The organism is Halomonas sp. JB37, from assembly GCF_002332255.1.
GTDB classification, from domain to species: Bacteria; Pseudomonadota; Gammaproteobacteria; order Pseudomonadales; family Halomonadaceae; genus Vreelandella; species Vreelandella casei.
This window is the reverse complement of sequence record NZ_NRGW01000001.1, coordinates 320,551-345,870: the sequence shown is the minus strand read 5'-3', so window position 1 is coordinate 345,870 and position 25,320 is coordinate 320,551. Positions and strand designations below refer to the sequence as shown.

Sequence of the window (25,320 nt, the reverse complement as noted above, 5' to 3'; positions counted from 1 at the left end):
CACCCTCTAACTCATTTATTACGCTACGCCTGCTGGAGCCCCGGCAGGCGGTGGGAGACGCATGCAAAGTTTGAAACATCATTTTCTCATGGCCATGCCACATCTAGAAGATCCTAATTTTGCCGGTAGCCTTATCTATCTTTGCGATCACGATGACAACGGCTGTATGGGGGTGATTACTAACCGCCCGCTGGAGATCACGCTGGAAGCTTTATTTGATCAATTAGAGCTGGGTGGTGACGCAAGTCCGCATCGTAATGCGCCGGTCTATTACGGTGGGCCCATGCACAAAGACCGTGGCTTTATTCTGCACGTTGGCGATAGCCAGCAGTGGGACTCTAGTGTTCAGGTGGAAGATGGCATTGCTCTCACCACGTCGCTGGATATTTTGCAGGCTTTCGCCGATGGCGATGGTCCTGAGCAGTTTTTAGTCTGCCTAGGCTGTGCGGGCTGGGACGTTGGGCAGCTTGAGGATGAGCTAAAAGAAAATTCCTGGTTGACCGTAGAAGGCCAGCACCACGTGCTGTTTAACACGCCCCCGGTCGAGCGATTGACGACCGCAGCTGGCTTATTAGGCGTAGACCTTAATCTGATGACTCGAGATGCGGGGCACGCGTAATGGCCGATGAGGGCCAACGCTTAGTGCTTGCCTTTGACTATGGAACCCGGCGCATTGGCGTTGCCGTGGGCAATGAGCTATTGCGTAGCGCCCGTGAGTTGACACCTCTCACGGCGCGCGCGGGCATTCCAGACTGGGACATCGTTGCGCGGCTGCTCAATGAGTGGCAGCCGGACCTGTTAGTGGTAGGTCTGCCGCTTAATATGGACGGTACCGAGTCGGAGATGAGTATTCGCGCTCGCAAGTTTGGTAATCGTTTACACGGCCGCTTCGGTAAACCGTGTGCAATGGTCGATGAGCGCGGCACTACGCGGGAGGCGAAAACGATCGCTCGCGAGGCAGGCCATAAAGGCAACTATCGTCAAGACAGTGTCGATGGTATTGCCGCTATTCTTATTCTTGAAGGTTGGTTTGCCCACCAGGAAGGCTTGCCTGGCGGGCGTCTTTCCTTGTAACTAGCGATCCAGCGTGCCTACTTGGGCTGGAACATACCAGCGCACGGGGCGCAGATCTTTTTCGATCAGTTCGTCAACCTTTAGCAGCGTTGCGAAAATTGCCATACGCATGGGAATGCCGTTATCTGTTTGGCGAAAGATCGCCAGCCGCGGGTCGCCGTTAAGATTTACATTCAAATCATTGGCGCCAGGGCGGCTATCGCGGGGCAGCGGATGCATCACGATGGTGCTCTGGCCGCAACGCTGATCGAGAAAATCGCGATTGACCATAAAATCATCGGAGAGCCCTTGGAAGCTCTCGTTCATTTCGTCGGTAAAGCGTTCTTTCTGAATGCGCGTGGTGTAAACCACGTCCAGGTCTGCAAAGTCATTGGCCAATGACTCACGCTGCTCAATGCGGTGACCGCGCGATGCAACTAGATCAATGAGTCGTGAAGGCATCTCCAGGCCTGGCGGTGACACCAGAGTAATACGCAGCGGATCATAAAGTGACAGCAGCTTAATCAGTGAATGCACCGTGCGGCCGTACTTTAAATCGCCTGTCAGCAGAATATGCGCACCGCTAAGCGATTTCCCCAGACGCTGAAACTCCTTATCAATCGTATAAAGATCCAGCAGCGCTTGGCTGGGATGTTCGCCAGGGCCGTCTCCGCCGTTGATGACTGGTACATTGGTCGCGGCCGCAAACTCTGCGACGGAGCCCTGATCAGGATGGCGCATCACGATAGCATCGCAGTAGCCGCTCATTACGCGGCTGGTGTCGTAAAGCGACTCCCCCTTTGCCATCGATGAGAAGGTAAAGCCGGTCGTGTCACATACGCTGCCGCCCAAGCGACAAAAAGCGGTATGGAAGCTTACCCGTGTGCGGGTGCTGGCTTCAAAAAACAGATTCCCGAGTACCGCCCCTTCTAATACGCGTGTCACCTGGCGGCGCTGGGCAATCGGCTCCATGCGCGCGGCGACGCGTAATAGGTGATCAACGCTTTCGCGATTTAATGAATCGACAGTTAGCAGATGGTGGCTCATAAGGGACCTCGGCAGGGTGGTAGATAGGCTAGTGTAACCGCCAATGAGGGGTGTGCCGAAGGGGTTTTACCTACGAATGTCAGTTAACAAATAACGGCCCAATCATTCTTTTTACAGTTATTTTTCAATAGCCCTTGCCAAGGCGTTAGCGAGTCCGTAAAGTACGCATCCGCTGCCGGGGACGCCTAGCGTTACCAGCGGTGGATGAAGGTGAAAACCTTCGGTTTGTCAGCAGGTTAGCGTTTTCAGGTCATCGAAAAATGTTTCCCGAATCGGCCCCAGAAATTGCCGATTGACAAACACTCGGAAGTGCGTAGAATACGCCTTCCTCGCTGAGGCCAAACAGTTCAACGGTTGGCCCGCTATCACAACACGATAGCCACAGCGAAACGCTCTTTAACAATTTGATCAGGTAATTCATGTGGGCGCTTGCTGATGTTGGTGACAAATCACCCAATATCAAGGCAAGCGACTCAAGCAATAAGGTTTTAAAGGCATTGCCTTTTTGATCCGTTTTGAATGAATTCGTTTGAACCTTGAGCCAAGTTTGATTCGCTTTTGTGTTTTCCTCGGAAGACACGAGTAAGGATCACAATGATTGTAAACTGAAGAGTTTGATCATGGCTCAGATTGAACGCTGGCGGCAGGCCTAACACATGCAAGTCGAGCGGTAACAGATCTAGCTTGCTAGATGCTGACGAGCGGCGGACGGGTGAGTAATGCATAGGAATCTGCCCGATAGTGGGGGATAACCTGGGGAAACCCAGGCTAATACCGCATACGTCCTACGGGAGAAAGGGGGCTTCGGCTCCCGCTATTGGATGAGCCTATGTCGGATTAGCTAGTTGGTGAGGTAATGGCTCACCAAGGCAACGATCCGTAGCTGGTCTGAGAGGATGATCAGCCACATCGGGACTGAGACACGGCCCGAACTCCTACGGGAGGCAGCAGTGGGGAATATTGGACAATGGGGGCAACCCTGATCCAGCCATGCCGCGTGTGTGAAGAAGGCCTTAGGGTTGTAAAGCACTTTCAGCGAGGAAGAACGCCTAGTGGTTAATACCCATTAGGAAAGACATCACTCGCAGAAGAAGCACCGGCTAACTCCGTGCCAGCAGCCGCGGTAATACGGAGGGTGCAAGCGTTAATCGGAATTACTGGGCGTAAAGCGCGCGTAGGTGGCTTTATAAGCCGGTTGTGAAAGCCCCGGGCTCAACCTGGGAACGGCATCCGGAACTGTGAGGCTAGAGTACAGGAGAGGAAGGTAGAATTCCCGGTGTAGCGGTGAAATGCGTAGAGATCGGGAGGAATACCAGTGGCGAAGGCGGCCTTCTGGACTGATACTGACACTGAGGTGCGAAAGCGTGGGTAGCAAACAGGATTAGATACCCTGGTAGTCCACGCCGTAAACGATGTCGACCAGCCGTTGGGTGCCTAGAGCACTTTGTGGCGAAGTTAACGCGATAAGTCGACCGCCTGGGGAGTACGGCCGCAAGGTTAAAACTCAAATGAATTGACGGGGGCCCGCACAAGCGGTGGAGCATGTGGTTTAATTCGATGCAACGCGAAGAACCTTACCTACCCTTGACATCTATAGAAGATTGCAGAGATGCGATTGTGCCTTCGGGAACTATAAGACAGGTGCTGCATGGCTGTCGTCAGCTCGTGTTGTGAAATGTTGGGTTAAGTCCCGTAACGAGCGCAACCCTTGTCCTTATTTGCCAGCGAGTAATGTCGGGAACTCTAAGGAGACTGCCGGTGACAAACCGGAGGAAGGTGGGGACGACGTCAAGTCATCATGGCCCTTACGGGTAGGGCTACACACGTGCTACAATGGCCGGTACAAAGGGCTGCGAGCTCGCGAGAGTCAGCGAATCCCTTAAAGCCGGTCTCAGTCCGGATCGGAGTCTGCAACTCGACTCCGTGAAGTCGGAATCGCTAGTAATCGTGAATCAGAATGTCACGGTGAATACGTTCCCGGGCCTTGTACACACCGCCCGTCACACCATGGGAGTGGACTGCACCAGAAGTGGTTAGCCTAACGCAAGAGGGCGATCACCACGGTGTGGTTCATGACTGGGGTGAAGTCGTAACAAGGTAGCCGTAGGGGAACCTGCGGCTGGATCACCTCCTTAAACGATGCGTCACAGTTAGTAAGCGTCCACAATGAATTACCTGATCAAAATGCTGTTGATGAGCAGTGATAAGCCAGCCGCCTCCGGCGTTGTCTTATCACTGCTTATAGCAGTCGCTCTTTAACAATGTATATCATGCTGACAAGAACGCACCGCAAGGTGGGTTCTTAAATTGTGATACGTTTTATACGTATCCGGCAAATGAACGTTATCATTGCGAGACACCAGACTCCTTCGGGTTATAGGGTCAAGCAATGAAGCGCACACGGTGGATGCCTAGGCAGTCAGAGGCGATGAAAGACGTGGTAGCCTGCGATAAGGTTCGGTGAGGTGGCAACAACCTGTGACCCGGACATCTCTGAATGGGGAAACCCACTGACCATAAGGTCAGTATCTTACACTGAATACATAGGTGTAAGAGGCGAACCAGGGGAACTGAAACATCTAAGTACCCTGAGGAAAAGAAATCAACCGAGATTCCCCTAGTAGCGGCGAGCGAACGGGGACCAGCCCTTAAGCATGTGAATGATTAGGCGAACAGATTGGGAAGTCTGGCCGTAGCAGGTGATAGCCCTGTAGTCGAAAATCTGATCATGTGAAATCGAGTAGGTCGGGGCACGAGAAACCTTGACTGAAGACGGGGGGACCATCCTCCAAGGCTAAATACTCCTGACTGACCGATAGTGAACCAGTACCGTGAGGGAAAGGCGAAAAGAACCCCGGATAGGGGAGTGAAATAGATCCTGAAACCGTGTGCGTACAAGCAGTAGGAGCAGACTTGTTCTGTGACTGCGTACCTTTTGTATAATGGGTCAGCGACTTATATTCAGTGGCGAGGTTAACCGTATAGGGGAGCCGTAGGGAAACCGAGTCTTAACTGGGCGACACAGTCGCTGGATATAGACCCGAAACCGAGCGATCTATCCATGAGCAGGGTGAAGGTTGAGTAACATCAACTGGAGGCCCGAACCAGGATCTGTTGAAAAAGATTTGGATGACTTGTGGATCGGAGTGAAAGGCTAATCAAGCTCGGAGATAGCTGGTTCTCCTCGAAAGCTATTTAGGTAGCGCCTCACGTATTACCGCCGGGGGTAGAGCACTGTTTCGGCTAGGGGGTCATCCCGACTTACCAACCCGAGGCAAACTCCGAATACCGGTGAGTACAGCGTGGGAGACACACGGCGGGTGCTAACGTCCGTCGTGAAAAGGGAAACAACCCAGACCGTCAGCTAAGGTCCCGAAATCCTGGTTAAGTGGGAAACGATGTGGGAAGGCTTAGACAGCTAGGAGGTTGGCTTAGAAGCAGCCATCCTTTAAAGAAAGCGTAATAGCTCACTAGTCGAGTCGGCCTGCGCGGAAGATGTAACGGGGCTAAACCAGGTACCGAAGCTACGGGTGCGTCATTATTTCGATAATGATGCGCGGTAGAGGAGCGTCGTGTAAGCCAATGAAGGTGGATTGAGAAGTCTGCTGGAGGTATCACGAGTGCGAATGCTGACATGAGTAACGATAAAGGGAGTGAAAAACTCCCTCGCCGGAAGACCAAGGTTTTCTGTTCGATGCTAATCAGAGCAGAGTGAGTCGGCCCCTAAGGCGAGGCCGAAAGGCGTAGTCGATGGAAAACGGGCTAATATTCCCGTACCGGACATGGTTGCGATGGGGGGACGAAGAAGGCTAGGTGAGCCAGGCGTTGGTTGTCCTGGTGAAAGTGAGTAGGCCGAGATCTTAGGAAAATCCGGGATCTTAAAGCCGAGACACGAGATGAACTGACTACGGTCAGGAAGTCACTGATGCCACGCTTCCAGGAAAAGCCTCTAAGCTTCAGATCATGTGCGACCGTACCCCAAACCGACACAGGTGGTCAGGGAGAGAATCCCAAGGCGCTTGAGAGAACTCGGGTGAAGGAACTAGGCAAAATGGTGCCGTAACTTCGGGAGAAGGCACGCCGGCGTAGGGTGAAGAGACTTGCTCTCCTAGCCCGAACCGGTCGAAGATACCAGGTGGCTGCAACTGTTTATTAAAAACACAGCACTCTGCTAACTCGTAAGAGGACGTATAGGGTGTGACGCCTGCCCGGTGCCGGAAGGTTAAATGATGGTGTTAGCCGCAAGGCGAAGCTCTTGATTGAAGCCCCGGTAAACGGCGGCCGTAACTATAACGGTCCTAAGGTAGCGAAATTCCTTGTCGGGTAAGTTCCGACCTGCACGAATGGCGTAATGATGGCCACGCTGTCTCCACCCGAGACTCAGTGAAATTGAAATCGCCGTGAAGATGCGGTGTACCCGCGGCTAGACGGAAAGACCCCGTGAACCTTTACTATAGCTTCACACTGGACGCTGATGTTGCCTGTGTAGGATAGCTGGGAGGCTTTGAACTTTGGACGCCAGTTCGAAGGGAGCCAACCTTGAAATACCAGCCTGGCATCATTGGCGTTCTCACTCAGGTCCGTTATCCGGATCGAGGACAGTGTGTGGTGGGTAGTTTGACTGGGGCGGTCTCCTCCTAAAGAGTAACGGAGGAGCACGAAGGTACCCTCAGCACGGTCGGACATCGTGCATTGAGTGCAAGAGCATAAGGGTGCTTGACTGCGAGACAGACACGTCGAGCAGGTGCGAAAGCAGGTTCTAGTGATCCGGTGGTTCTGTATGGAAGGGCCATCGCTCAACGGATAAAAGGTACTCCGGGGATAACAGGCTGATACCGCCCAAGAGTTCACATCGACGGCGGTGTTTGGCACCTCGATGTCGGCTCATCACATCCTGGGGCTGAAGTCGGTCCCAAGGGTATGGCTGTTCGCCATTTAAAGTGGTACGCGAGCTGGGTTTAGAACGTCGTGAGACAGTTCGGTCCCTATCTGCCGTGGGCGTTGGATGTTTGAGAAGGGCTGCTCCTAGTACGAGAGGACCGGAGTGGACGACCCTCTGGTGTTCCGGTTGTCACGCCAGTGGCATTGCCGGGTAGCTATGGTCGGACGGGATAACCGCTGAAAGCATCTAAGCGGGAAGCCCCCTTCAAGATGAGACATCCCTGAGGCCTAGAGCCTCCTGAAGGGCCCAGCGAGACCAGCTGGTTGATAGGCACGGTGTGGAAGCGCTGCAAGGCGTTGAGCTAACGTGTACTAATGGCCCGTGAGGCTTGACTCTATAACACCCAAGGGGTCTGGTCGCAGTGATAACGTTATGATGTTAACGCATCAAAAAAAAGCCGGATACGCAGCGTGTGGCCCAGCCCACTCATCAAGAGTGAACAAGCAGGCGGCACGACAGCAAGAAACGATCACATCAGCATGATATACGACCAGTTACGCCTGACGACCATAGCACGCGTGAACCACCTGATCCCTTGCCGAACTCAGAAGTGAAACCGCTTAGCGCCGATGGTAGTGTGGGGTCTCCCCATGCGAGAGTAGGTCATCGTCAGGCACTTATACGAAAAATCCCCCAGGGCACATGCCCCGGGGGATTTTTTTTTGCATTACCATTCAATAGGCTTACCATTCCAATCCCAAAAACTTCCGCTGTCATCGGGAGTCCTCTGTGAAATCACCGCGAGCAGCTGTTCGGCTACAAATGCGGGACTAAAAAGCTTTTCGCTAGGCACTCTTGCCTGAAAGGGTTTAGAGAGGGCGGTATCGGTGGTGCCTGGATGCAGGCAAAGTACGACCGTCTGTTTGTTAAGCCGCTTAAGTTCTATGGCGGCGGTTTTGAACAGCATATTGTGTGCTGCTTTGCTGGCACGGTAGCAGCGCCGTATAGTGATGAGGCAGCAAGCTAAACATGAGAGGCCTTTGAATGTCCGCTAGATCAAGGCTTCCATTGAAACGTCATGTGCAGAGTTTGTCGAGAGAATGGCGTGATCAGTCAGGGGCGTTAATTGAGTACAACGCTCTGCCGCGATTATTTAGAATCACCCGCACCTTCACACTGGCCAAGCATATGATTAATGGCCGTGTCGGCTCCTTTCAAGCTAAAGGTCATGTACCAAGGCTCTCGGTCTTCTTGATCAAAGCCAAGAAACAGCTGCTCACCCTGACGCATATCGGCCATTAACGTCGTTAAGTCGCTTAAGTAAAAATGTGCGTAAAATCCATCGTCGCCGCGTTCGGTAATAAACTCGGCCATGGTATCTATCACCGGCTGCTCATCGATGCGTAGCCGAGAGGGTACTAAGTTCACCGTGCGGCTCTCATCCTGCTGCTGATCAAGCGTGACGCGCATTTCTAGCCACGGTAGATCGCATATGCCAGCCGTCGCGTTTAGGCTCAGCATCGCGTCCGAGTAGCTAGAGGCTTCAACCGCACGATAGTGCTGTTCACCATCCAGCGAGAGTGTCATTGACTGCCAATCTTCATGGCTTTGCATGTCATCGGTATGAAACGTCACCGCGTTTGCCAAGGGCGTAGCGGCCATCCATGTGATGGCCGTCATAGTAGCAAGCGTTATCGAGCAAGAGCGCAGAGGGTGAATCGCAGACATTATACAGCGTCCCCTAATAGGGGCCGGACGTTGTCGTTGAGATAGCAGTTGTCAAACTCACCTTCGTCGCTGAGTGCTTGTAAGTCCGGAATCGTTAAATGATGGCGATCGCGAAAGACCAGCCCATCATCACTGAGCGCGGTGAAGGTGCGGCTAACGTGTACCGGGCTGAGGCCAAGCACATCGGCCAACTGCTCTTGTGAAAGCGGTAGGCGAAACTGGTTGCTAATATCCGGGTTAGTTTGGCGCAGCCGCAGAAACATCTCGTAAAGAAAATGGGCCATTTTCTGACGAGCGCTGCGTCTAGCGAGGGTGATCAACCGTTCGGTTAGCAGTGCCTGCTGGCGGCTACTAATGGCAAACATAACGGATGTGAGTGGCAGCGACTGACGAAATATTTCCAGCATGCGCTTATGCGGGAAATGGCAAATAACGCCATCCTCAATCATGCGCACACTCTCAAGCCGTTGCGAGAATGCAAACTCGCTTAGCCCAATAATATCGCCAGGCAAAAATACTTCAAGAATTTGTCGATCGCCGTTTTCAAGGTGACGATAAGAATAGGCCCAGCCGCTTTTCAACGTGCAGAACTCATTGGCGGTATCGCCCACCTCCCAAAGTAGCGTGCCTGACTTAATCTCAGTAGGGCTTTCCTCGAGGTTGATGAGCAGCTGTTTCTCCTCATCGGTTAGCGAGCAATAGTGGCTAAAGTGACTGATAATACAGCTTTTTTCATGGCCCATAACGTGTCCCTTTAAGAGAGAGCAAGTATTTCTCTCTCCTGTTTTTGCTCAATACTACAAAAATATGGCTACCAAAAATGCATGGCCACTATACCCCTCTTGTCGCCAGGAGGGGCTCCCTTGTTACCCTGTGCAACTAAATTTAGCCGCCTTCTCTGGCGGTCAGCGTTTAGTCGCGCGATTACCGCGTGCCAGCAATGGTGCTAAGAAGTGGCCAGTATGCGAGACCTCAAGCTTGGCGATCTGTTCAGGCGTGCCTTCTGCAATAATCTGACCGCCACCTGAGCCACCCTCGGGACCTAGATCAACAATCCAGTCAGCAGTTTTGATCACGTCCAAATTATGCTCAATGACCACGATGGTGTTGCCATGGTCGCGCAGGCGGTGGAGCACCGTGAGCAGTTGGCGAATATCTTCAAAATGCAGGCCGGTGGTGGGCTCATCCAATATATAGAGGGTTTTACCCGTATCACGTTTGGCTAATTCACGAGCGAGTTTAACCCGCTGTGCTTCACCACCCGATAGGGTCGTCGCGCTTTGCCCCAGGCGAATGTAGGAGAGCCCTACATCTAGCAACGTCTGTAGGCGACGAGCAATGGCGGGCACCGGGCTAAAGAACGCCAAAGCATCTTCCACTGTCATGGCCAGCACTTCGTGAATCGTTTTGCCTTTGTAGTGGATATCAAGCGTTTCACGGTTATAACGCTTGCCTTTACACACGTCGCAGGGCACGTAAATATCCGGCAAGAAGTGCATTTCCACCTTGATCATGCCTTCGCCCTGGCACGCCTCACAGCGCCCGCCCTTGACATTAAAGCTGAAGCGCCCTGGCTTATAGCCTCGCGAGCGCGCTTCCTGGGTGCCCGCGAACAGCTCGCGAATCGGTGTGAAAATGCCGGTATAGGTCGCTGGGTTGGAGCGCGGCGTTCGCCCAATCGGGCTTTGGTCAATATCGATAACCTTATCCAGCTGATCGAGCCCCTCAATTTTTTGATAAGGCGCCGGGGTTAGCGTCGTTGCACGGTTCAGTTCTCTTGCCGCAATCGGCATTAAGGTGCCGTTGATCAACGTCGATTTGCCTGACCCAGAGACGCCGGTAATCGCGATAAACAGCCCTAATGGCAGCGTCAACGTAACGTCTTGCAAGTTGTTGCCAGTGGCGCCACGCACAATCAGCTGTTTCTCCGGGTTGCCGGGAATGCGCCAAGGCGGTACGGCGATTTCACGCGTGCCAGAAAGATATTGACCGGTCAGCGAGTTAGGGTTGTCCATCACATCTTGCGGCGTGCCCTGGGCGACAATCTCGCCGCCGTGGACGCCAGCCCCTGGGCCAATGTCCAGCACGTGGTCAGCGGCACGGATAGCGTCTTCGTCGTGCTCGACAACAATCACGGTATTGCCCAAATCGCGCAGTCGCTCAAGGGTTTTCAACAGCCGGTCATTGTCGCGCTGGTGCAAGCCAATTGAAGGCTCATCAAGAATATACATAACGCCGACGAGGCCAGCGCCAATCTGGCTGGCTAAGCGAATACGCTGCGCTTCACCGCCGGAAAGCGTGTCAGCGCTGCGCTCCAAGTTGAGATAGTCCAGCCCTACATTGACCAAAAACTCTAGCCGAGCGTGGATCTCATGAACGATTTTATCGGCAATCTCACCCTTGCGCCCCGGTAAGCTGAGGTCGGCAAAGTAGCGCCATGCTTCGCCAATCGGGAAACGCACAATCTCGGCAATGTTGTGATCATCCACGTACACATGGCGCGACTCTTGGCGTAGTCGCGAGCCACTACAGGTAGCGCAGGGCTGCACCGCGATATACTTAGACAGATCATCGCGCACCATGTTGGACTCGGTTTCCCGATAGCGGCGCTGCATATTGGGCAGAACGCCCTCGAAAGCATGCTCGCGGGTGACTTTGCGACCACGATCACCCACGTAGACAAACGGCACCTGCTCATCACCGCTGCCGTTTAAGATAATTTCCTGCTCGTGGCGAGCGAGCTCCTTCCACGGGGTTTCAAGCTCAAAGCGATAGTGCTGAGCCAACGCCTGGAGCTGAGTGAAGTAGTAAATATTGCGTCGATCCCAGCCTTTGATAACGCCCTCCGCCAAGGAAAGCTCAGGATGGCTGATCAGCTTGTCAGGATCGAAATACTGCTGCACGCCCAGGCCATCACAGGTGGGGCAGGCGCCGGCTGGATTGTTGAACGAGAACATGCGCGGCTCAAGCTCTGCCAGCGAGTAGCCGCACACCGGACAGGCAAAGCGCGAGGAGAAGGCAAGATCACCGCGCTCACCGTCCATGAAGTGAATCATGGCGGTCCCATCGGCTAGATTTAGCGCTGTTTCGAAAGATTCCGCCAGCCGTTGAGCAAGGTCATCGCGCACTTTAAAGCGATCAACCACCACGCTGATATCATGCTTTTTGCGCTTATCGAGCGGTGCAATGTCATCGAGTTCAAGCACCTGGCCGTCGACGAGTGCGCGAACAAACCCCTGGGCCCGCAGCTCAGCTAATAATTGAAGGTGCTCACCTTTGCGACCTTTAACGACCGGCGCCAGCAGCATCAGCTTGGTGCCTTCGGCGAGATTCATGACCTGATCGACCATCTGCGAGATAGTTTGCGCTTCTAAGTCTTCACCGTGTTCTGGGCAGCGCGGCGTTCCCGCGCGGGCAAACAGCAGGCGCAGATAGTCATAAATTTCGGTAATCGTGCCCACGGTTGAGCGTGGGTTGTGGGAAGTGGACTTCTGTTCAATAGAGATCGCAGGCGAAAGCCCTTCAATGTGATCCACATCGGGCTTTTCCATGATCGACAGGAACTGACGCGCATAGGTGGAAAGCGATTCCACGTAGCGGCGTTGGCCCTCGGCATATAACGTATCGAACGCCAACGACGATTTGCCCGACCCAGAGAGGCCGGTAATCACAATGAGCTTGTTACGGGGCAGTTCCACATCGATCTGCTTGAGGTTGTGGGTGCGGGCACCCCTGACCAGAATGCTGTCCATCAACACCTCGAATCGCGCGGTAAAAACGTGATTATACGTTTGTCGTGCCCCTCCCGGCAAAACCGCATTATTAACCTGCGGCAACGTGCGACGTTTCCAGCGTGAGCGCAAACCGCTAGAATGGAGGATTATCTCAAAACGTTATGCTTATTCACCGCATGTTTATCCATCACGTAGCTATTTTTCATTGTACACAGGGGCATTATGCGCAAGGTTTCCGCGTTATTGCTGGGCTCTGAACGCCGTGCAATTAGCGGTTTGGCCGGGCTTTATGCGTCTCGTATGCTGGGTTTGTTCATGGTGCTGCCGGTGTTGGCGCTATACGCCGACACGCTGGAAGGATCGACACCTCTGCTAGTGGGCGTGGCGCTGGGTATTTATGGTCTAACTCAGGCGACGCTGCAAATTCCGTTTGGCTTACTTTCAGACCGTATCGGTCGCAAACGGGTGATTGCACTGGGGCTGGTGATTTTTGCGCTTGGCAGCATGGTGGCGGCCCTTTCCGACACCATGGTGGGCATCATCGCCGGGCGGGCCCTCCAAGGCGGGGGCGCCGTTGCAGCGGCTATTATGGCGCTTCTTGCCGATCAAACCCGTGAAGAGGTTCGTACGGCCGCTATGGCGATCATTGGGTTATCGATTGGCGTGTCGTTTGCGATTGCCATGGTGTTAGGCCCTTGGCTGGCGGCCTGGGCAGGATTAGCCGGCGTTTTCTGGTTTACTGCGCTACTGACGCTGGTGGGGTTGCTAGTGCTGTGGCGTTGGGTGCCTGCCGCGCCACGCCGTCGCCGCCATCGTGATGTCAGCATGGATCGTCAGCAGTTCAAAAGCGTGATTATGCGCCCCGATTTATGGCGGCTTGACGTGTCGATTTTTTCACTGCATTTGGTACTGATGGCGATCTTTGTGGCGGTTCCTTTCCGTCTATTGGGTGCCGGTGTTCCGATTGAGTATCATGGGCTGGCTTATCTAGGCATTATGGCACTCTCGTTTGTAGCTATGGTGCCGCTCATTGTTGTGGCGGAAAAAAAGCAGCAAATGCGGCTGATGTGTTTGCTGGCAATCGGCGCTATTGTCATTAGCTTGGCAGGGCTCGGGTTGCCATTCTTCGCAGGAGATTGGCTGTTTGTATGGCTGTTTGTGTTCTTTACCGGCTTCAATTTGCTGGAAGCCACATTACCTTCCATGCTCAGTAAGTTGGCGCCAGCCGGAGCGAAAGGCACGGCGATGGGGGTTTACTCTACCAGCCAGTTTTTAGGTGCTTTTTTAGGCGGTACTCTGGGGGGGCTTTTGGCCCATTTCGGAGGGCTCAATGCAGTCTTTATTGGCTGTGCAGGGCTGGCCCTTTGCTGGTGGGTGGCAATGTGGTGGATGCCGTCGCCACCGCCGCTATCCAGTGAAATAGTTGCGTTAGATGACACGCATGCGGATACGCTGGACCTACTCATGGAGCATTTAGCCGACGTGGTCGGTGTTGAAGACGTTATGCTGGTGCCGGAAGAACGCTTGGTCTATTTGAAAGTGAATCGCCAGCAGCTGGATCGAGCGACATTGACTAGGCTAATGTCGCCACCCCAATCATAACCAAGCAGGGCCGCGACATTGGCCTTGGCTGGCAATTAACCCTACGTGACACTTATTAAAAGATAAAAGGAGCACCTTATGGCTCGCGGTATTAACAAGGTCATTTTGATTGGTAACCTCGGGCAAGACCCTGAGATGCGCTTCACGCCAAGCGGTACAGCCGTGGCAAATTTGAACGTGGCGACCAGCGATACATGGATGGATCGCCAGAGCGGTCAGCGCCAAGAGCGCACCGAATGGCACCGTGTCGTTATGTTCAATAAGACGGCCGAAATCGCCCAGCAGTACCTGAAAAAAGGCTCTAAAGTCTACATCGAAGGGCGCCTGCAAACGCGTAAATGGCAGGATCAGAACGGCCAGGATCGCTACTCAACTGAAATCGTTGCTAACGATATGCAGATGCTGGACGGCCGTACGGGTGATTTCCAGGGCGGCGGCGCGCCGCAAAATAGCTATCCTCAAAATAATGCTGCTCAGAACGGCCCTGCCCAGAATGCACCGGCTCAGAATGCACCGGCTCAGAATAGCCCGGTTCAAAATCATGCCGCACCGAGCAGCCCGGCCCAGCATAATCAGGGGGGCGGTTATTCTCAGCAGAATAGCCCTCAGTCGACGCCTCGCCCTGCGCAGCCAGCACCGTCGCATCAGGGCAATCAAGCACCTCAGCCTCACCAGCAAAACAACAGCTATGGCGCTCCAGATCCGGGCAACTTCGATGACTTCGACGACGAGATTCCGTTCTGAGAGCGCTATTAGCCGCGCACCTTAGAATGAGGCGTGACGAGGAGATGCTGTCTTGAAGCTGCTGATACTGGATGCCGGACATTGCCTGAGCCTGGCATTGGCCCGGGAAGTAAGTCGTCGCACCGACACAGAGCTGGTCATTGAGCAAGGTACGTCTATCTCGGCGTCACGTCTTGAGACAATCGCGCCTGACGCTGTGATTATTCCGCCGCTGGCACGTCCGCTGGAGATGGCGCCAGCGGAGGTCACGGCTCATGCTGATGCGGTTGATGCCTGTTTGGATGCCTGCATATCGCAAGACGTAGCGCTGATATGGTGTGTCTCTGATCAGCTCTATGAAGATGGTTTGGACGTTCCTATCGACGAACATGTCGTGCCTGCCCCGCGAGACGAAAGCCTGCGTCGACTGGTGCAGGCCGGGGATCGTATCCGCGCCGAGCTGCAGCGTCATTTGATTGTGCGCCTAGGCCCGCTGTTTGCTTTAGAGGGCAGCCATGCGTGGCTCAATGACATCATCGATAGTTTGGTCGCTCAAGAAGCGGTACGCGCGGCGGAAGACGTGATTTTTTGCCCGACATCTGCAGATGCTGTCGCGATGGCGCTAATCGGCATGCTTCAGCAACAGATCGGTGGTGCGAATGCTTGGGGGGCGTATCATCTTGCCGGCACCGAGCCCGTCAGCGCTTTTACGTTCACCTCGATGATACGCACCCAGCTGTTAACGCACCTTGAAGGGCGTGGCGAGCAGATTGTGCTGGGTGAGGTGCAACCGCTGAAGCACCATCACGATGCTAAGCTACGGCGCGTTTTAAACTGTCGGCGAGTGCTCGATGTCTTCGGTGTTCATCAAAAACCTTGGCGTTTAGAGGCGGGGCGTATGCTCGATGCATGGTGTTTGACCCGTGAGAATGACCGTGCTGACGATACAGGAGCATCGGCTTGATAAATGTGGTTCGCAGCCTGATCTTTTATGCTGGCTATTTTCTAGCTATGCTGATGATTGGCGTACTCTTTTTACCGATCGCTCCCTTTTTGCCGCTGTCGGGCCGCTATCGATTACTGAATTTGTATAACTACTTCTTAATGGTGTGGTTTCGAATCGCGTGCGGGGTGAGCTACGATATTCAAGGGCGAGAAAATCTGCCTAGCGGCCCCTGTGTGATTCAAGCCAATCATCAGTGCGAATGGGAAACCGTGTTTCTACAGGTGATGAAACCACCGGTATGCACCGTGCTGAAACGCGAATTACTGCGTCTGCCTATTTTTGGCTGGGGGCTACGACTGTTGCGCCCAATTAGCTTGGATCGCTCTAAACCAGCGCGAGCGATGAAGCAGGTGTTGACTCAAGGCGTTGAGCGGCTGGGCACCGGGCTATCGGTACTTATTTTTCCGGAAGGCACGCGGGTTGACCCCGGTCAGCGTAAACGTTACAACAAAAGTGGCAGCGTAGTGGCATGCCGTGCTGGCGTGCCGGTGTTGCCCGTTGCCCATAACGCAGGGGAGCGTTGGCCTGGGCGTCATTGGGTTAAGCGTCCTGGCGTGCTGCGTGTGCGCATTGGCAAGCCCATTGAAACAGCGGGGCGTATGCCCGATGAAGTGCTCGCCGAAGTGGAAGTATGGATCGAGGCACAGCTGCAAGAAATTTCTGAGGTGCCACGACCTACCTCTCGATAACGACATAGCTTTTAACAACATTGTTTTTAACAACATTGTTTTTAACGACATAGCTTTGAACCAATAATGGCGCCCATAGGGCGCCATTATTGTATCAACCGTCGATATTACCCTGCGGTACTTATCAAGCCGGTCGTCGCCCTAGCGTCCATCTTTATAGCGTTGGAAGACCAAGCACGCATTGGTGCCGCCAAAGCCAAAGCTATTAGATAACGCGCGCTTGATGGTCACGCCATCTCGGCGTTCGGTGACAATATCAAAGCCATCAGCCTGCTCATCCAACTCTGTGATATTCGCCGAAGCCGCTACAAAGCTGTGCTGCATCATCAGCAGTGAATAGATCGCTTCCTGCACGCCAGTAGCGCCTAACGAGTGGCCGGTGAGCGATTTAGTTGAGCTCATCGCAGGCGTTGTGTTGCCAAAGACCATGCGTATGGCTTTTAACTCCGCAACATCACCTACCGGCGTCGACGTGCCGTGGGTATTGATGTAATCAATAGTGCCGTCAACCGTGGCCATCGCTTGATGCATGCAGCGCATGGCACCTTCGCCGGAAGGGGCGACCATATCATGGCCGTCGGAGGTCGCGCCGTAACCCACCAGCTCGCCATAGATCTTGGCGCCGCGCGCTTTAGCATGCTCCAACTCTTCCAGTACCAGCATGCCGCCGCCGCCTGCAATGACAAAGCCATCGCGCGCTTTATCGTAGGGGCGCGATGCCTTATCAGGCGTGTCGTTGTAGTGGGTCGAGAGAGCACCCATGGCATCAAAGAGGCAGGAAAGTGTCCAGTGCTCTTCTTCACCGCCGCCGGCAAACACCACGTCCTGCTTGTTTAGCTGAATTTGCTCCATTGCACTGCCAATACAGTGTGCAGACGTCGCACAGGCAGAAGAGATAGAGAAATTCACGCCTTTGATTTTGAACGGCGTCGCTAAGCACGCAGAAACGGTGCTACCCATTGTACGCGTGACTCGATAAGGCCCAACGCGGCGCAGGCCTTTTTCGCGCAGCACATCGGCTGCCTCGACTTGGTTGGCGCTTGAGGCACCACCAGAGCCGGCAATAAGGCCAGTACGCTCATTGGATACCTGTTCGTCACTGAGACCCGCATCTTCGATAGCTTGCGCCATAGAAACATACGCGTAGGCCGCGGCGTCACCCATAAATCGACGCAGCTTACGGTCGATCAGCGCGTCAAGGTCAATATCGACGCTGCCCGCTACATGGCTACGGAAGCCACGCTCAGCATACTCTTCCTTAAAACGAATACCGCTACGCCCATTTTTGAGCGCGTCCAGGACCTGTCGTTGGTCATTGCCAAGGCAAGATACAATGCCAAGGCCGGTGACTACCACTCGTCGCATGGGAGCCTCCTGTTCAGAAATTCGCAGTGGAGGTGAATAGGCCAACGCGCAGATCATTAGCCTGATAGATGTCGCGTCCGTCGACGGTTACCGTTCCGTCGGCGATACCCAAAATGAGGCGGCGGGTAATAATACGCTTAATATTAATACTATAGGTCACTTTTTTAGCCTCAGGCAGGATCTGTCCGCTGAACTTGACCTCACCACAGCCCAGCGCGCGTCCGCGACCTGGATGGCCTAGCCAGCCCAAATAGAAACCGACCAGTTGCCACATGGCATCAAGGCCTAAACAGCCAGGCATGACAGGATCACCAGGGAAGTGGCAGTCAAAAAACCACAAATCAGAGGCGATATCCAGCTCAGCGATCAGTTCGCCCTTGCCATGCTCACCGCCTTCTTCGTGAATGTGCTTGATGCGATCAAGCATCAGCATGTTAGGAGCTGGAAGCTGTGCATTTCCAGGGCCAAAGAGCTCGCCACGCGAGCAGGCCAGCAGTTCTTCGCGATTAAAGGAATGTTGCTTGGTCACTGAATCGTTCCGAGTATCAAGATGGTTGTTGGCCGCATGCGGCACCTAGAGCCGAGGCATAGCACCGGAGCATAACACGTGAGTCTAGCGTCAACGCTCGGCCCGCAAGGCAAAGCCTAGTCTACTTCCCGAAACCGCTGAATGCACGCCATCCTCTACCTGCCCTGTATTTTTACCACTTCCTTGCTGCGTCTGAAAGCGTGTAATAAGAGATGGCTATTCTATTAAATAGGAGGAGTTTGCGATTTCGTACTTTAAATAGAGCATTATGGCTTGCTAAAGGCGAGGTAATCATTAGAGGCTACTTTGCCGAATAGTAATATACCGGCTAATGCCGTAACAAAGCGTTGCCCAGACAAGCGCATGAACGGGAAGAAGCCAGGGAGCTAGGCTCACTCCCGCGAGCAGTGCGCCGCCGTAATAAGACAGCGGGGCGCTGACGGCGCCACACAGTGCGGCCAGCCACGGGAAGCGCCACAGCCAGGCAAGCGAGTGATAAACCAGCGTGGCAAACAGTGGCCATAGCATCCACAGCCAAAGCGGTATTAGGCCAAACACTAGTGCTTGGTTATGAAAATCAAAGCCGCCTAGTAGGCGTAAGCTGCCATCAATGACCAGCCCGAGCAGCGTAAACACGGCGATAAATTGCCATTCCCCTGGCCGCCTGAAGCGCCACAGGTGCCATGTTAATAATCCGCCTCCTGCAACCGCTGCAACCCATGGGCCACCTAACACGCAGAGCAGCCAGCCCGCCTCAAAGCGCAGGGCGTTAAACAGCAGTGCTTGCCATCGGCGTGCTGCCATTTACAGTGCGCCCGTTAACGGCGTTGGTTTGGCGGCTGGTTTCGCCAGCAGGAGGTGGCAGGTGCCGATAGAGCGTTCAATAAAGCCGCCCTCGCAATAGCACAGATAATAGCGCCACATGCGGATAAAACGCTCGTCATAGCCCAGCTTGCGCACTTGCTCAAGGTTGGCTTCAAAACGATGGCGCCATTCGCGCAGCGTGCGCGCATAATGTGGGCCGATTTCGTCTAATGCCAGCACGTTAAACGACGTTTTGCGCATAACGCTGCTTAGCATGGCATGGTGCGAAGGTAAAAACCCACCGGGAAAAATGTAGCGTTTGATAAAATCCATGTCGCGCTTTGCATCTTCAAAGCGCTGATCACGAATGGTGATTGCTTGCAGCATGGCCTGGCCATCATCGGTCAGGAGGCTATCCAACTTATTTAGATAGGTGTCGAGATACTGATGACCTACCGCCTCTATCATCTCTACCGAAATGAGCCGGTCATAGCGGCCGGTTAATTCACGATAATCCTGCTTTAGCAGAGTGATTCTGTCGGCCAAGCCCTCTTCCTGAATACGGCGCTGGGTGTGAGCATGCTGCTCATCCGAAATAGTGGTTGTCGTGACACGGCAGCCGCGAGTTTTTGCTGCGTGAATGGCCAATCCTCCCCAGCCTGTGCCGATCTCTAACAGATGATGCTCTGGCTGTACGTCGAGCTTTTCAAGCATCAGATCAAGCTTATAGGTGGAGGCCTCTTCCAGGCTAGCTTCTGGATGAGGGAACACCGCGCTGGAATACATCCAGTGATGGCGATCTAAAAAAGTCGAAAATAGATCGTTACCTATATCGTAGTGCGCGGCGATGTTGCGTTTAGAGCCGCTTAGGCTGTTGCGCTGAAAGCGATAGGCCGCACCTAGCAGCCAACGAGCTAAGCGCGCGCTGCCGTTTTCCATTTTGCCATTCACTTGCTCAAGGTTGGCAGCGAACAGGCGTACCAGGGCGACGAGGTCGTCTGCATCCCAATCGCCGTCCATATAAGATTCAGCCGCGCCGACGGTGCCCCCGAAAGCCAGCCGTTTCCAGGCCCTGGAGTGGCGAATGACCACGGTGACCTGCAGTGATCCTTCTTGGCCCAGATGATGACACTGGTCGCCTTCAATCAGCGTGATGCGACCGCCGCGAAAAGTATTCAACTGAGCCATGAGCCGTGGTTTTAACCAGCGAGTAAAGCGATCCTGGCTAACCGGTTGAACGTTCGGTGGCGTGGAATTCAGCGTGGTCATTTTGAGCTCTCCTTGCGCTTAGGATGGTTATGAATGGGGACACCCTTTAACCATACGCGCAGCGCTTCAAAATGGATGCCTGCGACCGTTTTTAAGCTCATCCATGGCTGGCGGAGCAGTGTTTTAATGAGCACCGGGCGGGTAGCCGGGGCGGCCTTGAGCATCAGCGTGGCGTCAAAATGGCGCTGCTCGTTTTGCCAGTTCTCCATATGTAAAAAGAGCATGTCTTCCGGGGTGTTAAATTTCCAACGGTAGGTCATGTCCATCGGATTGAAGGGCGATACGTGCAGGTCTTTATCAAAATGCGCATGATGGCTGTGCCTTAGAGGGTCCACGGCGCTAGCGTACCGAGTCCGTTCACGCCAAGGGGTGTTAGTCACTTCGCTTAACACCGCTGCCAGTCGCCCCTGCTGATCAAAGGCGTAATAGACTGAAATAGGATTAAACATGCAGCCTAACGTGCGCAGTTGGGTCAATACGCAGATTCGACCACTTGGCGCGCTACCCAGCTGGCGAATGAGTTCTTCGCGTACAGCCGTTTTAAGCGGGCGGTCTACCGGGCCGAGATAGTCTTCGCGGCGAAAGCGGGCTAGTGCCGGCCGCCGGGCGCTAAACCCCGGCACCTTGTCGAACAGTTCTGGCAGCTCATCAAGATCCAGCCACGCCATCCACACCTGGTAGCTAAAGGTATGAGACTTCGGCATAAAGCGGCGGTGGCGAAGGGTGCCGCGATAAATGCGCGAGCGGGGCATGGTAGTTGTCCCCGCCATCATCCCAGCCCCTCAGCACCTTGCGGCGTCACCAGTTCATGGGCAGGCAGTGCGGATGGCTCGTCGGGTGTTGGGGCCGACTCATCACACCCCAGCGCTTGGGCGACGCGCAGAGCACTCCATACGCCGTCTTCGTGGAAGCCGTTGCGCCAATAGGCGCCGCAAAAGTGAGTCCGCTGAGCCGTGGACGATATCTCGGCGTGGCGAGCCTGGGCGGCTTGGCCCTCCAGCGTGAACTGTGGATGCGCGTAGCGGTAGTGCCCCAGCACTTTGCTGGGGTCAATGCTGGCGCTGTCGTTCAAGGTGACACAAAACGTGGTGTCACTTTCTATGCGCTGAAGAATATTCATGTCATAGGTGACAGAAACCCGCTCATCGCTATCGCGCTTATCTAAGCGGTAATTCCAGCTCGCCCAGGCGCGCTTACGGCGCGGTAGAAGGGCGGTATCGGTATGCAGCACAACGTCGTTAGTTTGATACGGCATGGCGCCGAGCACGTCGCGCTCGACGTTACTCGCGTCGCCCAGCATCGCCAGTGCCTGGTCGGCATGGCAGGCCAGCACTACCTGATCAAAGTGCTGAGAACCGGATGCGGTGGTAATCGTGACACCAGCGCTTTCGCGGGTAATACGTGTCACCGGCGTATTGAGATGAATGCGCGACGCATAGGGCGCCGTTAAGCTGGGGATATAGCTTTTTGAACCCCCGATCAAGGTGTACCACTGAGGACGATGACTGACCGACAGCAGGCCGTGATTGCGAAAAAAGCGTACAAAAAAGGCCAGCGGAAAGGCGCGCAAATCGCTAATGCTGGCTGACCAAATCGCGGCCCCCATGGGCAGCAAATAGTGGCGTTGAAAATCGCGGCTGTAATGATGTTGGTCTAGATACTCGCCCAGCGTCATGTGATCGGGAAGCTGCTGACTTTCTAGCGCTTTGGTCGCCTGTTTATTAAAGCGCATGATATCGCCCAGCAGGCGATAGAAAGACGGATTGAACAGATTACGCCGCTGGGCAAATAGCGACGTTAAGGTATGCCCGTTGTACTCAAAATCGCGCTTCGTTTCGTGAACCGAAAAGCTCATTTCTGTCGCCTGAGCGGCAACGCCCAGCGTCGCCAGCAAACGCTGAAAGTGCGGGTAGGTCCAGTCGTTAAACACAATAAAGCCGGTGTCGATAGCGTATGAGCGACCCTCAACGTCCACGTCCATGGTGGCGGTATGGCCTCCCAGGCGCGAGTCGGCCTCAAAAAGCGTCACTTCATGCTGAGCTGACAGATACCAGCCAGCGGCCATACCGCTAATGCCGCTACCTACAATCGCAATACGCTGCGATGCCACTGGCCCGTGGGCTGCCGTGGAAATCATGACGATTCCTTCTGAGCGCGGGTCATGCGCAGGCCAATTAGGCGGCGTACGGCGGGGGGCAAAATGCCCAGGAACTTGACGAGATACGTAAAGCGGCGCGGAAAGTGGATATCCAGGCGACCTTTCACTAGCCCTGCAATAATGGCGTCGGCCGCTTGTTCTGCGGTCACCTGCATTGGCATGGGGAAGTCATTACGTTCGGTAAGCGGTGTCTTCACAAAACCAGGGTGGATAACGCTAACATCGATGCCTTCCTGGTCAAGATCTAAGCGCAGCGATTCCAGAAAGTAGCTGACGGCGGCTTTCGATGCCCCGTAGGCTTCCGCACGGGGAAGCGGGAGGTAGGCGGAGGCGCTAGACGTTGCCGCCAGTCGCGCGGGCAGGCCTTCTTGGCGTGCCGCTCGCAGTAGCGGCAGCGCGGCCTCAACGCCGTACAGCGTACCCAATAGATTCGGTTTAAATACCCGCTCGACTAAATCCATATCGAACTGCTGAGCATTAAGGTATTCGCAGGTGCCTGCGTTAAACAGCGCCAAGTCCAGCGCGCCTAAGCGCTCGCGGATGGTCTCACCAGCGTCAAGCACCGCCTGACGATCGCTAATGTCCAGCGCCAGATAAGAAGCATGAGGATGGCCCTCGCACAGAGCCTCCAACGCCTCAACGTTGCGTGCACTAAGCACCACGTGATGGCCTTGGGCAATGAGCTTGCGTGACAGCGCCTCACCAATGCCGGACGTCGCGCCGGTTAACCAAATGCGTTGGGGCGTTTTCCATGTGCTCATCAAACCTCCTAATGCGCCCCAATGCTATATATCAGCTTAGTTAAGGCGTTTTTTTAACCAGCGAATGATGCTGCCCATCAGCGGTAAATGCTCATAAAGCATGGCGCCAGCATCAAAGTAATCGCGATGTTTAGAAACGCGGCCATCTTCAGCAAACGTTAAGGCGCTGCATCCGTCTATTTCTATCGTACGTCCGCCAGCTAACTTTGGATGCACAAACGCCATGGTCCAAGTCACGAATCCTTGGTCACCCTGACATTGTTGAACGTGATAGGTGAATTGGCAGCGCTCAACGTTTTCATACATGCTGGAAAAATAGCGCCCTAAGGCGTCGCGACCTTCAATGTGGTGCAGTGGATCGTTGAAAACAATATTTTCAGTATATACCTCGTATAATTTTTCTGTACAGGTTTTGTCTAGTTTGTTGAAGAAGCTACAAAATGCTGCCAGCGCCGTAGGATCAGCCATAGAAATCTCCCTAACTGTACCGTGAATATAGTAGTGGCTATTTACTGAGCGCTTTAAAGGCATCTAAGGCACGCAGGCGAGCCGCCTTGTGATCGACAATGGGGGCAGGGTAGTCCACATCGGTGAGCAGGTCTTGGCGAGGCGCATGGCGCACCTTCGCCGGCAGTTCAGCCAGCTCGGGCAGCCAATGGGCAATAAACTCACCCTCTGCATCAAAGCGGGTCGACTGGGTCGTAGGATTGAAAATACGAAAATAAGGTGCGGCGTCCGTGCCCGTTGACGCTGCCCACTGCCAGCCGCCGTTGTTAGCGCAGAACTCCCCATCCACCAGATGGCGCATAAAGAAGGCTTCGCCGCGCCGCCAATCAATCAATAGATGCTTGCTCAAAAACATCGCCGTGACCATACGCAGGCGATTATGCATCCAGCCTGTGTTTACCAGCTGGCGCATGGCCGCATCGACGAGAGGATAGCCGGTGCGCCCTTCGCACCAGGCCTGAAAGCCTTCATCATCATCACGCCATGCCAGCTGTTTTGTGTGTTCCTGAAAGGGGTGATAGCGGCAGACCTGGGGAAAGCCAACTGCGACGTGTTGATAGAATTCGCGCCAGATCAGCTCATTGACCCAGGTGGTTAAACCCAGGTCGCCATCGCCTAAATGACCGCTATTTTCGGCCATTACCGCTTGTAAACACTGGCGGTGGGAGATCATGCCTAGCGCTAGGTAAGGGGAAAGTTCGCTGGTGCCGCGCACCTTAGGCAAGTCACGTTGGGCCTTATAATGGCGCCCGCGAAAGCGCAAAAACCGCGCTAAGTTATCGGCCGCAGCGCTTTCACCGGCCGGCCAAAGGCGCTCATCAATAGGCGTCTCGTTAAGTTTGGGCAGTGACGGCAGCGGGTCGCTATTAATCGCCAGTTTGGCCTGTACGCTGGGCGTATCGCGCAGCGCGAGCTGATCGGCGGTGATGTGCTTGTGCCATGCGTTGGAGAACGGTGTAAATACGCCATAGTAGCTGCCTTTGCCTGTTAGCAGGCTGCCGGGTGCGAAAGCCACGCTATCGTGATAGCCATGGGCCGCAATGCCGGCCTGCTTAAAGGCGTCCTGCACGACTTGGTCTCGGCGCCGTTCGTTGAGTGCGTATTCATGATTAAAATGCAGCTGTTCTACGTCGTGTTCGCGTGCGATTTCAAGCAATACCGCTGGCGCCTGGTCATAGCGCTCAATGTCGCGATGCAGCAGCGGGATATTCAAGCCGTTGAGCGCTGTTTTCAGCGCTGCTACGCCGCGCCCCCAAAAATCTAGCTTATTGGCACCGTGGCCGTGCTCTTGCCACTGGGGAATACTGCGCAAAAACACCGCTATTACAGGGCCTTTGGCTGCAGCGGCGGCGAGTGCGCTGTTGTCATCAATGCGCAGGTCGCTGCGCAGCCAAATCAACTGTCGTTTCATAGAGTCTCCGGCGCGGCATAAACAAAAAAAATGGCCGCTCACCGCGAGGGCG

The 25,320-nt window shown here is 54.4% G+C and carries 20 protein-coding genes, 3 rRNA genes and 1 pseudogene; 9 read left to right on the top strand and 15 right to left on the bottom strand.

The genetic code is table 11. The features are described from left to right. The first annotated feature begins 61 nt into the window (after positions 1 to 61). Together CIK78_RS01740 and ruvX are read left to right on the top strand one after the other, a co-directional pair. Positions 62 to 619 carry a YqgE/AlgH family protein gene (locus tag CIK78_RS01740; RefSeq protein ID WP_096276617.1) on the top strand — a complete coding sequence of 186 codons (558 nt, stop codon included), beginning with the start codon at positions 62 to 64 and terminating at the stop codon, positions 617 to 619. Continuing rightward, positions 619 to 1,074 (top strand): Holliday junction resolvase RuvX, encoded by a 456-nt coding sequence (gene ruvX / locus CIK78_RS01735; RefSeq protein WP_096276615.1) that lies wholly within the window; start codon positions 619 to 621, stop codon positions 1,072 to 1,074. Before CIK78_RS01740 ends, ruvX begins: the two co-directional genes overlap by 1 nt. Here the strand turns inward: ruvX and CIK78_RS01730 are convergent, their stop codons facing one another. Together CIK78_RS01730 and CIK78_RS17730 are read right to left on the bottom strand one after the other, a co-directional pair. Next, a complete protein-coding gene (locus CIK78_RS01730) occupies positions 1,075 to 2,100 on the bottom strand; it encodes an aspartate carbamoyltransferase (protein ID WP_096276613.1) in 1,026 nt (341 codons plus the stop codon). It abuts the gene before it with no gap. Positions 2,101 to 2,350: 250 nt separating this feature from the next. Further along, positions 2,351 to 2,680: a hypothetical protein gene (locus tag CIK78_RS17730; protein ID WP_141393013.1), complete on the bottom strand. Its 330-nt coding sequence runs from the start codon at positions 2,678 to 2,680 to the stop codon at positions 2,351 to 2,353. Positions 2,681 to 2,702: 22 nt separating this feature from the next. On the opposite strand from CIK78_RS17730, the gene CIK78_RS01725 reads away from it, so the two are divergent. The 3 genes from CIK78_RS01725 to rrf all read left to right on the top strand — a co-directional run bounded on the left by CIK78_RS01725 (position 2,703) and on the right by rrf (position 7,657). Beyond that, a 16S ribosomal RNA gene (locus CIK78_RS01725) occupies positions 2,703 to 4,235 on the top strand. Positions 4,236 to 4,480: 245 nt separating this feature from the next. Further along, positions 4,481 to 7,378, top strand: a 23S ribosomal RNA gene (locus tag CIK78_RS01720). A 163-nt stretch (positions 7,379 to 7,541) separates the two neighbouring features. Then, a 5S ribosomal RNA gene (rrf, locus tag CIK78_RS01715) occupies positions 7,542 to 7,657 on the top strand. Together the 16S, 23S and 5S rRNA genes form the textbook arrangement of a ribosomal RNA operon. A 52-nt stretch (positions 7,658 to 7,709) precedes the next feature. Here rrf and CIK78_RS01710 read toward each other — a convergent pair. The 4 genes and pseudogenes from CIK78_RS01710 to uvrA all read right to left on the bottom strand — a co-directional run. Continuing rightward, positions 7,710 to 7,976, bottom strand: a pseudogene (locus tag CIK78_RS01710) (short-chain dehydrogenase); the annotation flags it as partial. 155 nt (positions 7,977 to 8,131) lie between these two features. Beyond that, positions 8,132 to 8,662 (bottom strand): hypothetical protein, encoded by a 531-nt coding sequence (locus CIK78_RS01705; RefSeq protein WP_096282225.1) that lies wholly within the window; start codon positions 8,660 to 8,662, stop codon positions 8,132 to 8,134. A 47-nt stretch (positions 8,663 to 8,709) separates the two neighbouring features. Next, on the bottom strand, positions 8,710 to 9,453 hold the full coding sequence (locus CIK78_RS01700; RefSeq protein ID WP_096276611.1) for a Crp/Fnr family transcriptional regulator: 744 nt from the start codon (positions 9,451 to 9,453) through the stop codon (positions 8,710 to 8,712). Between the two features lie 162 nt (positions 9,454 to 9,615). Next, complete coding sequence (gene uvrA / locus CIK78_RS01695; protein ID WP_096276609.1) at positions 9,616 to 12,462, bottom strand: excinuclease ABC subunit UvrA; 2,847 nt, start codon at positions 12,460 to 12,462, stop codon at positions 9,616 to 9,618. A 204-nt stretch (positions 12,463 to 12,666) separates the two neighbouring features. On the opposite strand from uvrA, the gene CIK78_RS01690 reads away from it, so the two are divergent. The 4 genes from CIK78_RS01690 (at position 12,667) to CIK78_RS01675 (ending at position 16,464) form a co-directional block, all read left to right on the top strand. Continuing rightward, entirely contained in the window at positions 12,667 to 14,046 is a 1,380-nt protein-coding gene (locus tag CIK78_RS01690; protein ID WP_096276607.1) for an MFS transporter, read from the top strand. 78 nt (positions 14,047 to 14,124) lie between these two features. Further along, positions 14,125 to 14,790, top strand: coding sequence for a single-stranded DNA-binding protein (gene ssb, locus CIK78_RS01685; RefSeq protein WP_096276605.1), 666 nt, complete (start codon positions 14,125 to 14,127; stop codon positions 14,788 to 14,790). 52 nt (positions 14,791 to 14,842) lie between these two features. Then, complete coding sequence (locus tag CIK78_RS01680; protein WP_096276603.1) at positions 14,843 to 15,733, top strand: sugar nucleotide-binding protein; 891 nt, start codon at positions 14,843 to 14,845, stop codon at positions 15,731 to 15,733. Continuing rightward, positions 15,730 to 16,464: a lysophospholipid acyltransferase family protein gene (locus tag CIK78_RS01675; protein ID WP_096276601.1), complete on the top strand. Its 735-nt coding sequence runs from the start codon at positions 15,730 to 15,732 to the stop codon at positions 16,462 to 16,464. Before CIK78_RS01680 ends, CIK78_RS01675 begins: the two co-directional genes overlap by 4 nt. 141 nt (positions 16,465 to 16,605) lie before the next feature. On the opposite strand, the gene fabB is transcribed toward CIK78_RS01675, so the two are convergent. From fabB to phrB, 9 genes are all read right to left on the bottom strand, one after another. Next, complete coding sequence (gene fabB, locus CIK78_RS01670; RefSeq protein WP_096276599.1) at positions 16,606 to 17,829, bottom strand: beta-ketoacyl-ACP synthase I; 1,224 nt, start codon at positions 17,827 to 17,829, stop codon at positions 16,606 to 16,608. 13 nt (positions 17,830 to 17,842) lie between these two features. After that, complete coding sequence (fabA, locus tag CIK78_RS01665; RefSeq protein ID WP_096276597.1) at positions 17,843 to 18,358, bottom strand: 3-hydroxyacyl-[acyl-carrier-protein] dehydratase FabA; 516 nt, start codon at positions 18,356 to 18,358, stop codon at positions 17,843 to 17,845. Positions 18,359 to 18,652: 294 nt separating this feature from the next. Then, complete coding sequence (locus CIK78_RS01660; protein WP_096276595.1) at positions 18,653 to 19,162, bottom strand: DUF2878 domain-containing protein; 510 nt, start codon at positions 19,160 to 19,162, stop codon at positions 18,653 to 18,655. Next, positions 19,163 to 20,431, bottom strand: coding sequence for a cyclopropane-fatty-acyl-phospholipid synthase family protein (locus tag CIK78_RS01655; protein WP_096276593.1), 1,269 nt, complete (start codon positions 20,429 to 20,431; stop codon positions 19,163 to 19,165). It abuts the gene before it with no gap. Then, positions 20,428 to 21,183: a DUF1365 domain-containing protein gene (locus tag CIK78_RS01650; RefSeq protein WP_225734364.1), complete on the bottom strand. Its 756-nt coding sequence runs from the start codon at positions 21,181 to 21,183 to the stop codon at positions 20,428 to 20,430. The genes CIK78_RS01655 and CIK78_RS01650 overlap by 4 nt, the downstream gene beginning before the upstream one ends. A gap of 17 nt (positions 21,184 to 21,200) precedes the next feature. Continuing rightward, positions 21,201 to 22,568, bottom strand: coding sequence for an FAD-dependent oxidoreductase (locus CIK78_RS01645; RefSeq protein WP_096276591.1), 1,368 nt, complete (start codon positions 22,566 to 22,568; stop codon positions 21,201 to 21,203). Next, positions 22,565 to 23,350, bottom strand: a complete 786-nt coding sequence (locus CIK78_RS01640; protein ID WP_096276588.1) for an SDR family NAD(P)-dependent oxidoreductase — start codon at positions 23,348 to 23,350, stop codon at positions 22,565 to 22,567. Before CIK78_RS01640 ends, CIK78_RS01645 begins: the two co-directional genes overlap by 4 nt. Before the next feature lie 36 nt (positions 23,351 to 23,386). After that, positions 23,387 to 23,818 carry a nuclear transport factor 2 family protein gene (locus CIK78_RS01635; RefSeq protein WP_096276586.1) on the bottom strand — a complete coding sequence of 144 codons (432 nt, stop codon included), beginning with the start codon at positions 23,816 to 23,818 and terminating at the stop codon, positions 23,387 to 23,389. Positions 23,819 to 23,855: 37 nt separating this feature from the next. Beyond that, positions 23,856 to 25,268 carry a deoxyribodipyrimidine photo-lyase gene (phrB, locus tag CIK78_RS01630; RefSeq protein WP_096276584.1) on the bottom strand — a complete coding sequence of 471 codons (1,413 nt, stop codon included), beginning with the start codon at positions 25,266 to 25,268 and terminating at the stop codon, positions 23,856 to 23,858. Positions 25,269 to 25,320: the final 52 nt, after the last annotated feature.

Coding starts and splice junctions, on each gene's coding strand:
- uvrA (WP_096276609.1), bottom strand. CDS start 12,462: ATGGACAGCATTCTGGTCAGGGGTGCCCGCACCCACAACCTCAAGCAG.
- fabB (WP_096276599.1), bottom strand. CDS start 17,829: ATGCGACGAGTGGTAGTCACCGGCCTTGGCATTGTATCTTGCCTTGGC.
- CIK78_RS01700 (WP_096276611.1), bottom strand. CDS start 9,453: ATGGGCCATGAAAAAAGCTGTATTATCAGTCACTTTAGCCACTATTGC.
- ruvX (WP_096276615.1), top strand. CDS start 619: ATGGCCGATGAGGGCCAACGCTTAGTGCTTGCCTTTGACTATGGAACC.
- CIK78_RS01690 (WP_096276607.1), top strand. CDS start 12,667: ATGCGCAAGGTTTCCGCGTTATTGCTGGGCTCTGAACGCCGTGCAATT.
- CIK78_RS01660 (WP_096276595.1), bottom strand. CDS start 19,162: ATGGCAGCACGCCGATGGCAAGCACTGCTGTTTAACGCCCTGCGCTTT.
- CIK78_RS01740 (WP_096276617.1), top strand. CDS start 62: ATGCAAAGTTTGAAACATCATTTTCTCATGGCCATGCCACATCTAGAA.
- phrB (WP_096276584.1), bottom strand. CDS start 25,268: ATGAAACGACAGTTGATTTGGCTGCGCAGCGACCTGCGCATTGATGAC.
- CIK78_RS01655 (WP_096276593.1), bottom strand. CDS start 20,431: ATGACCACGCTGAATTCCACGCCACCGAACGTTCAACCGGTTAGCCAG.
- CIK78_RS01730 (WP_096276613.1), bottom strand. CDS start 2,100: ATGAGCCACCATCTGCTAACTGTCGATTCATTAAATCGCGAAAGCGTT.
- ssb (WP_096276605.1), top strand. CDS start 14,125: ATGGCTCGCGGTATTAACAAGGTCATTTTGATTGGTAACCTCGGGCAA.
- CIK78_RS01640 (WP_096276588.1), bottom strand. CDS start 23,350: ATGAGCACATGGAAAACGCCCCAACGCATTTGGTTAACCGGCGCGACG.
- CIK78_RS01650 (WP_225734364.1), bottom strand. CDS start 21,183: ATGCCCCGCTCGCGCATTTATCGCGGCACCCTTCGCCACCGCCGCTTT.
- CIK78_RS01705 (WP_096282225.1), bottom strand. CDS start 8,662: ATGACGGCCATCACATGGATGGCCGCTACGCCCTTGGCAAACGCGGTG.
- CIK78_RS01645 (WP_096276591.1), bottom strand. CDS start 22,568: ATGATTTCCACGGCAGCCCACGGGCCAGTGGCATCGCAGCGTATTGCG.
- CIK78_RS01635 (WP_096276586.1), bottom strand. CDS start 23,818: ATGGCTGATCCTACGGCGCTGGCAGCATTTTGTAGCTTCTTCAACAAA.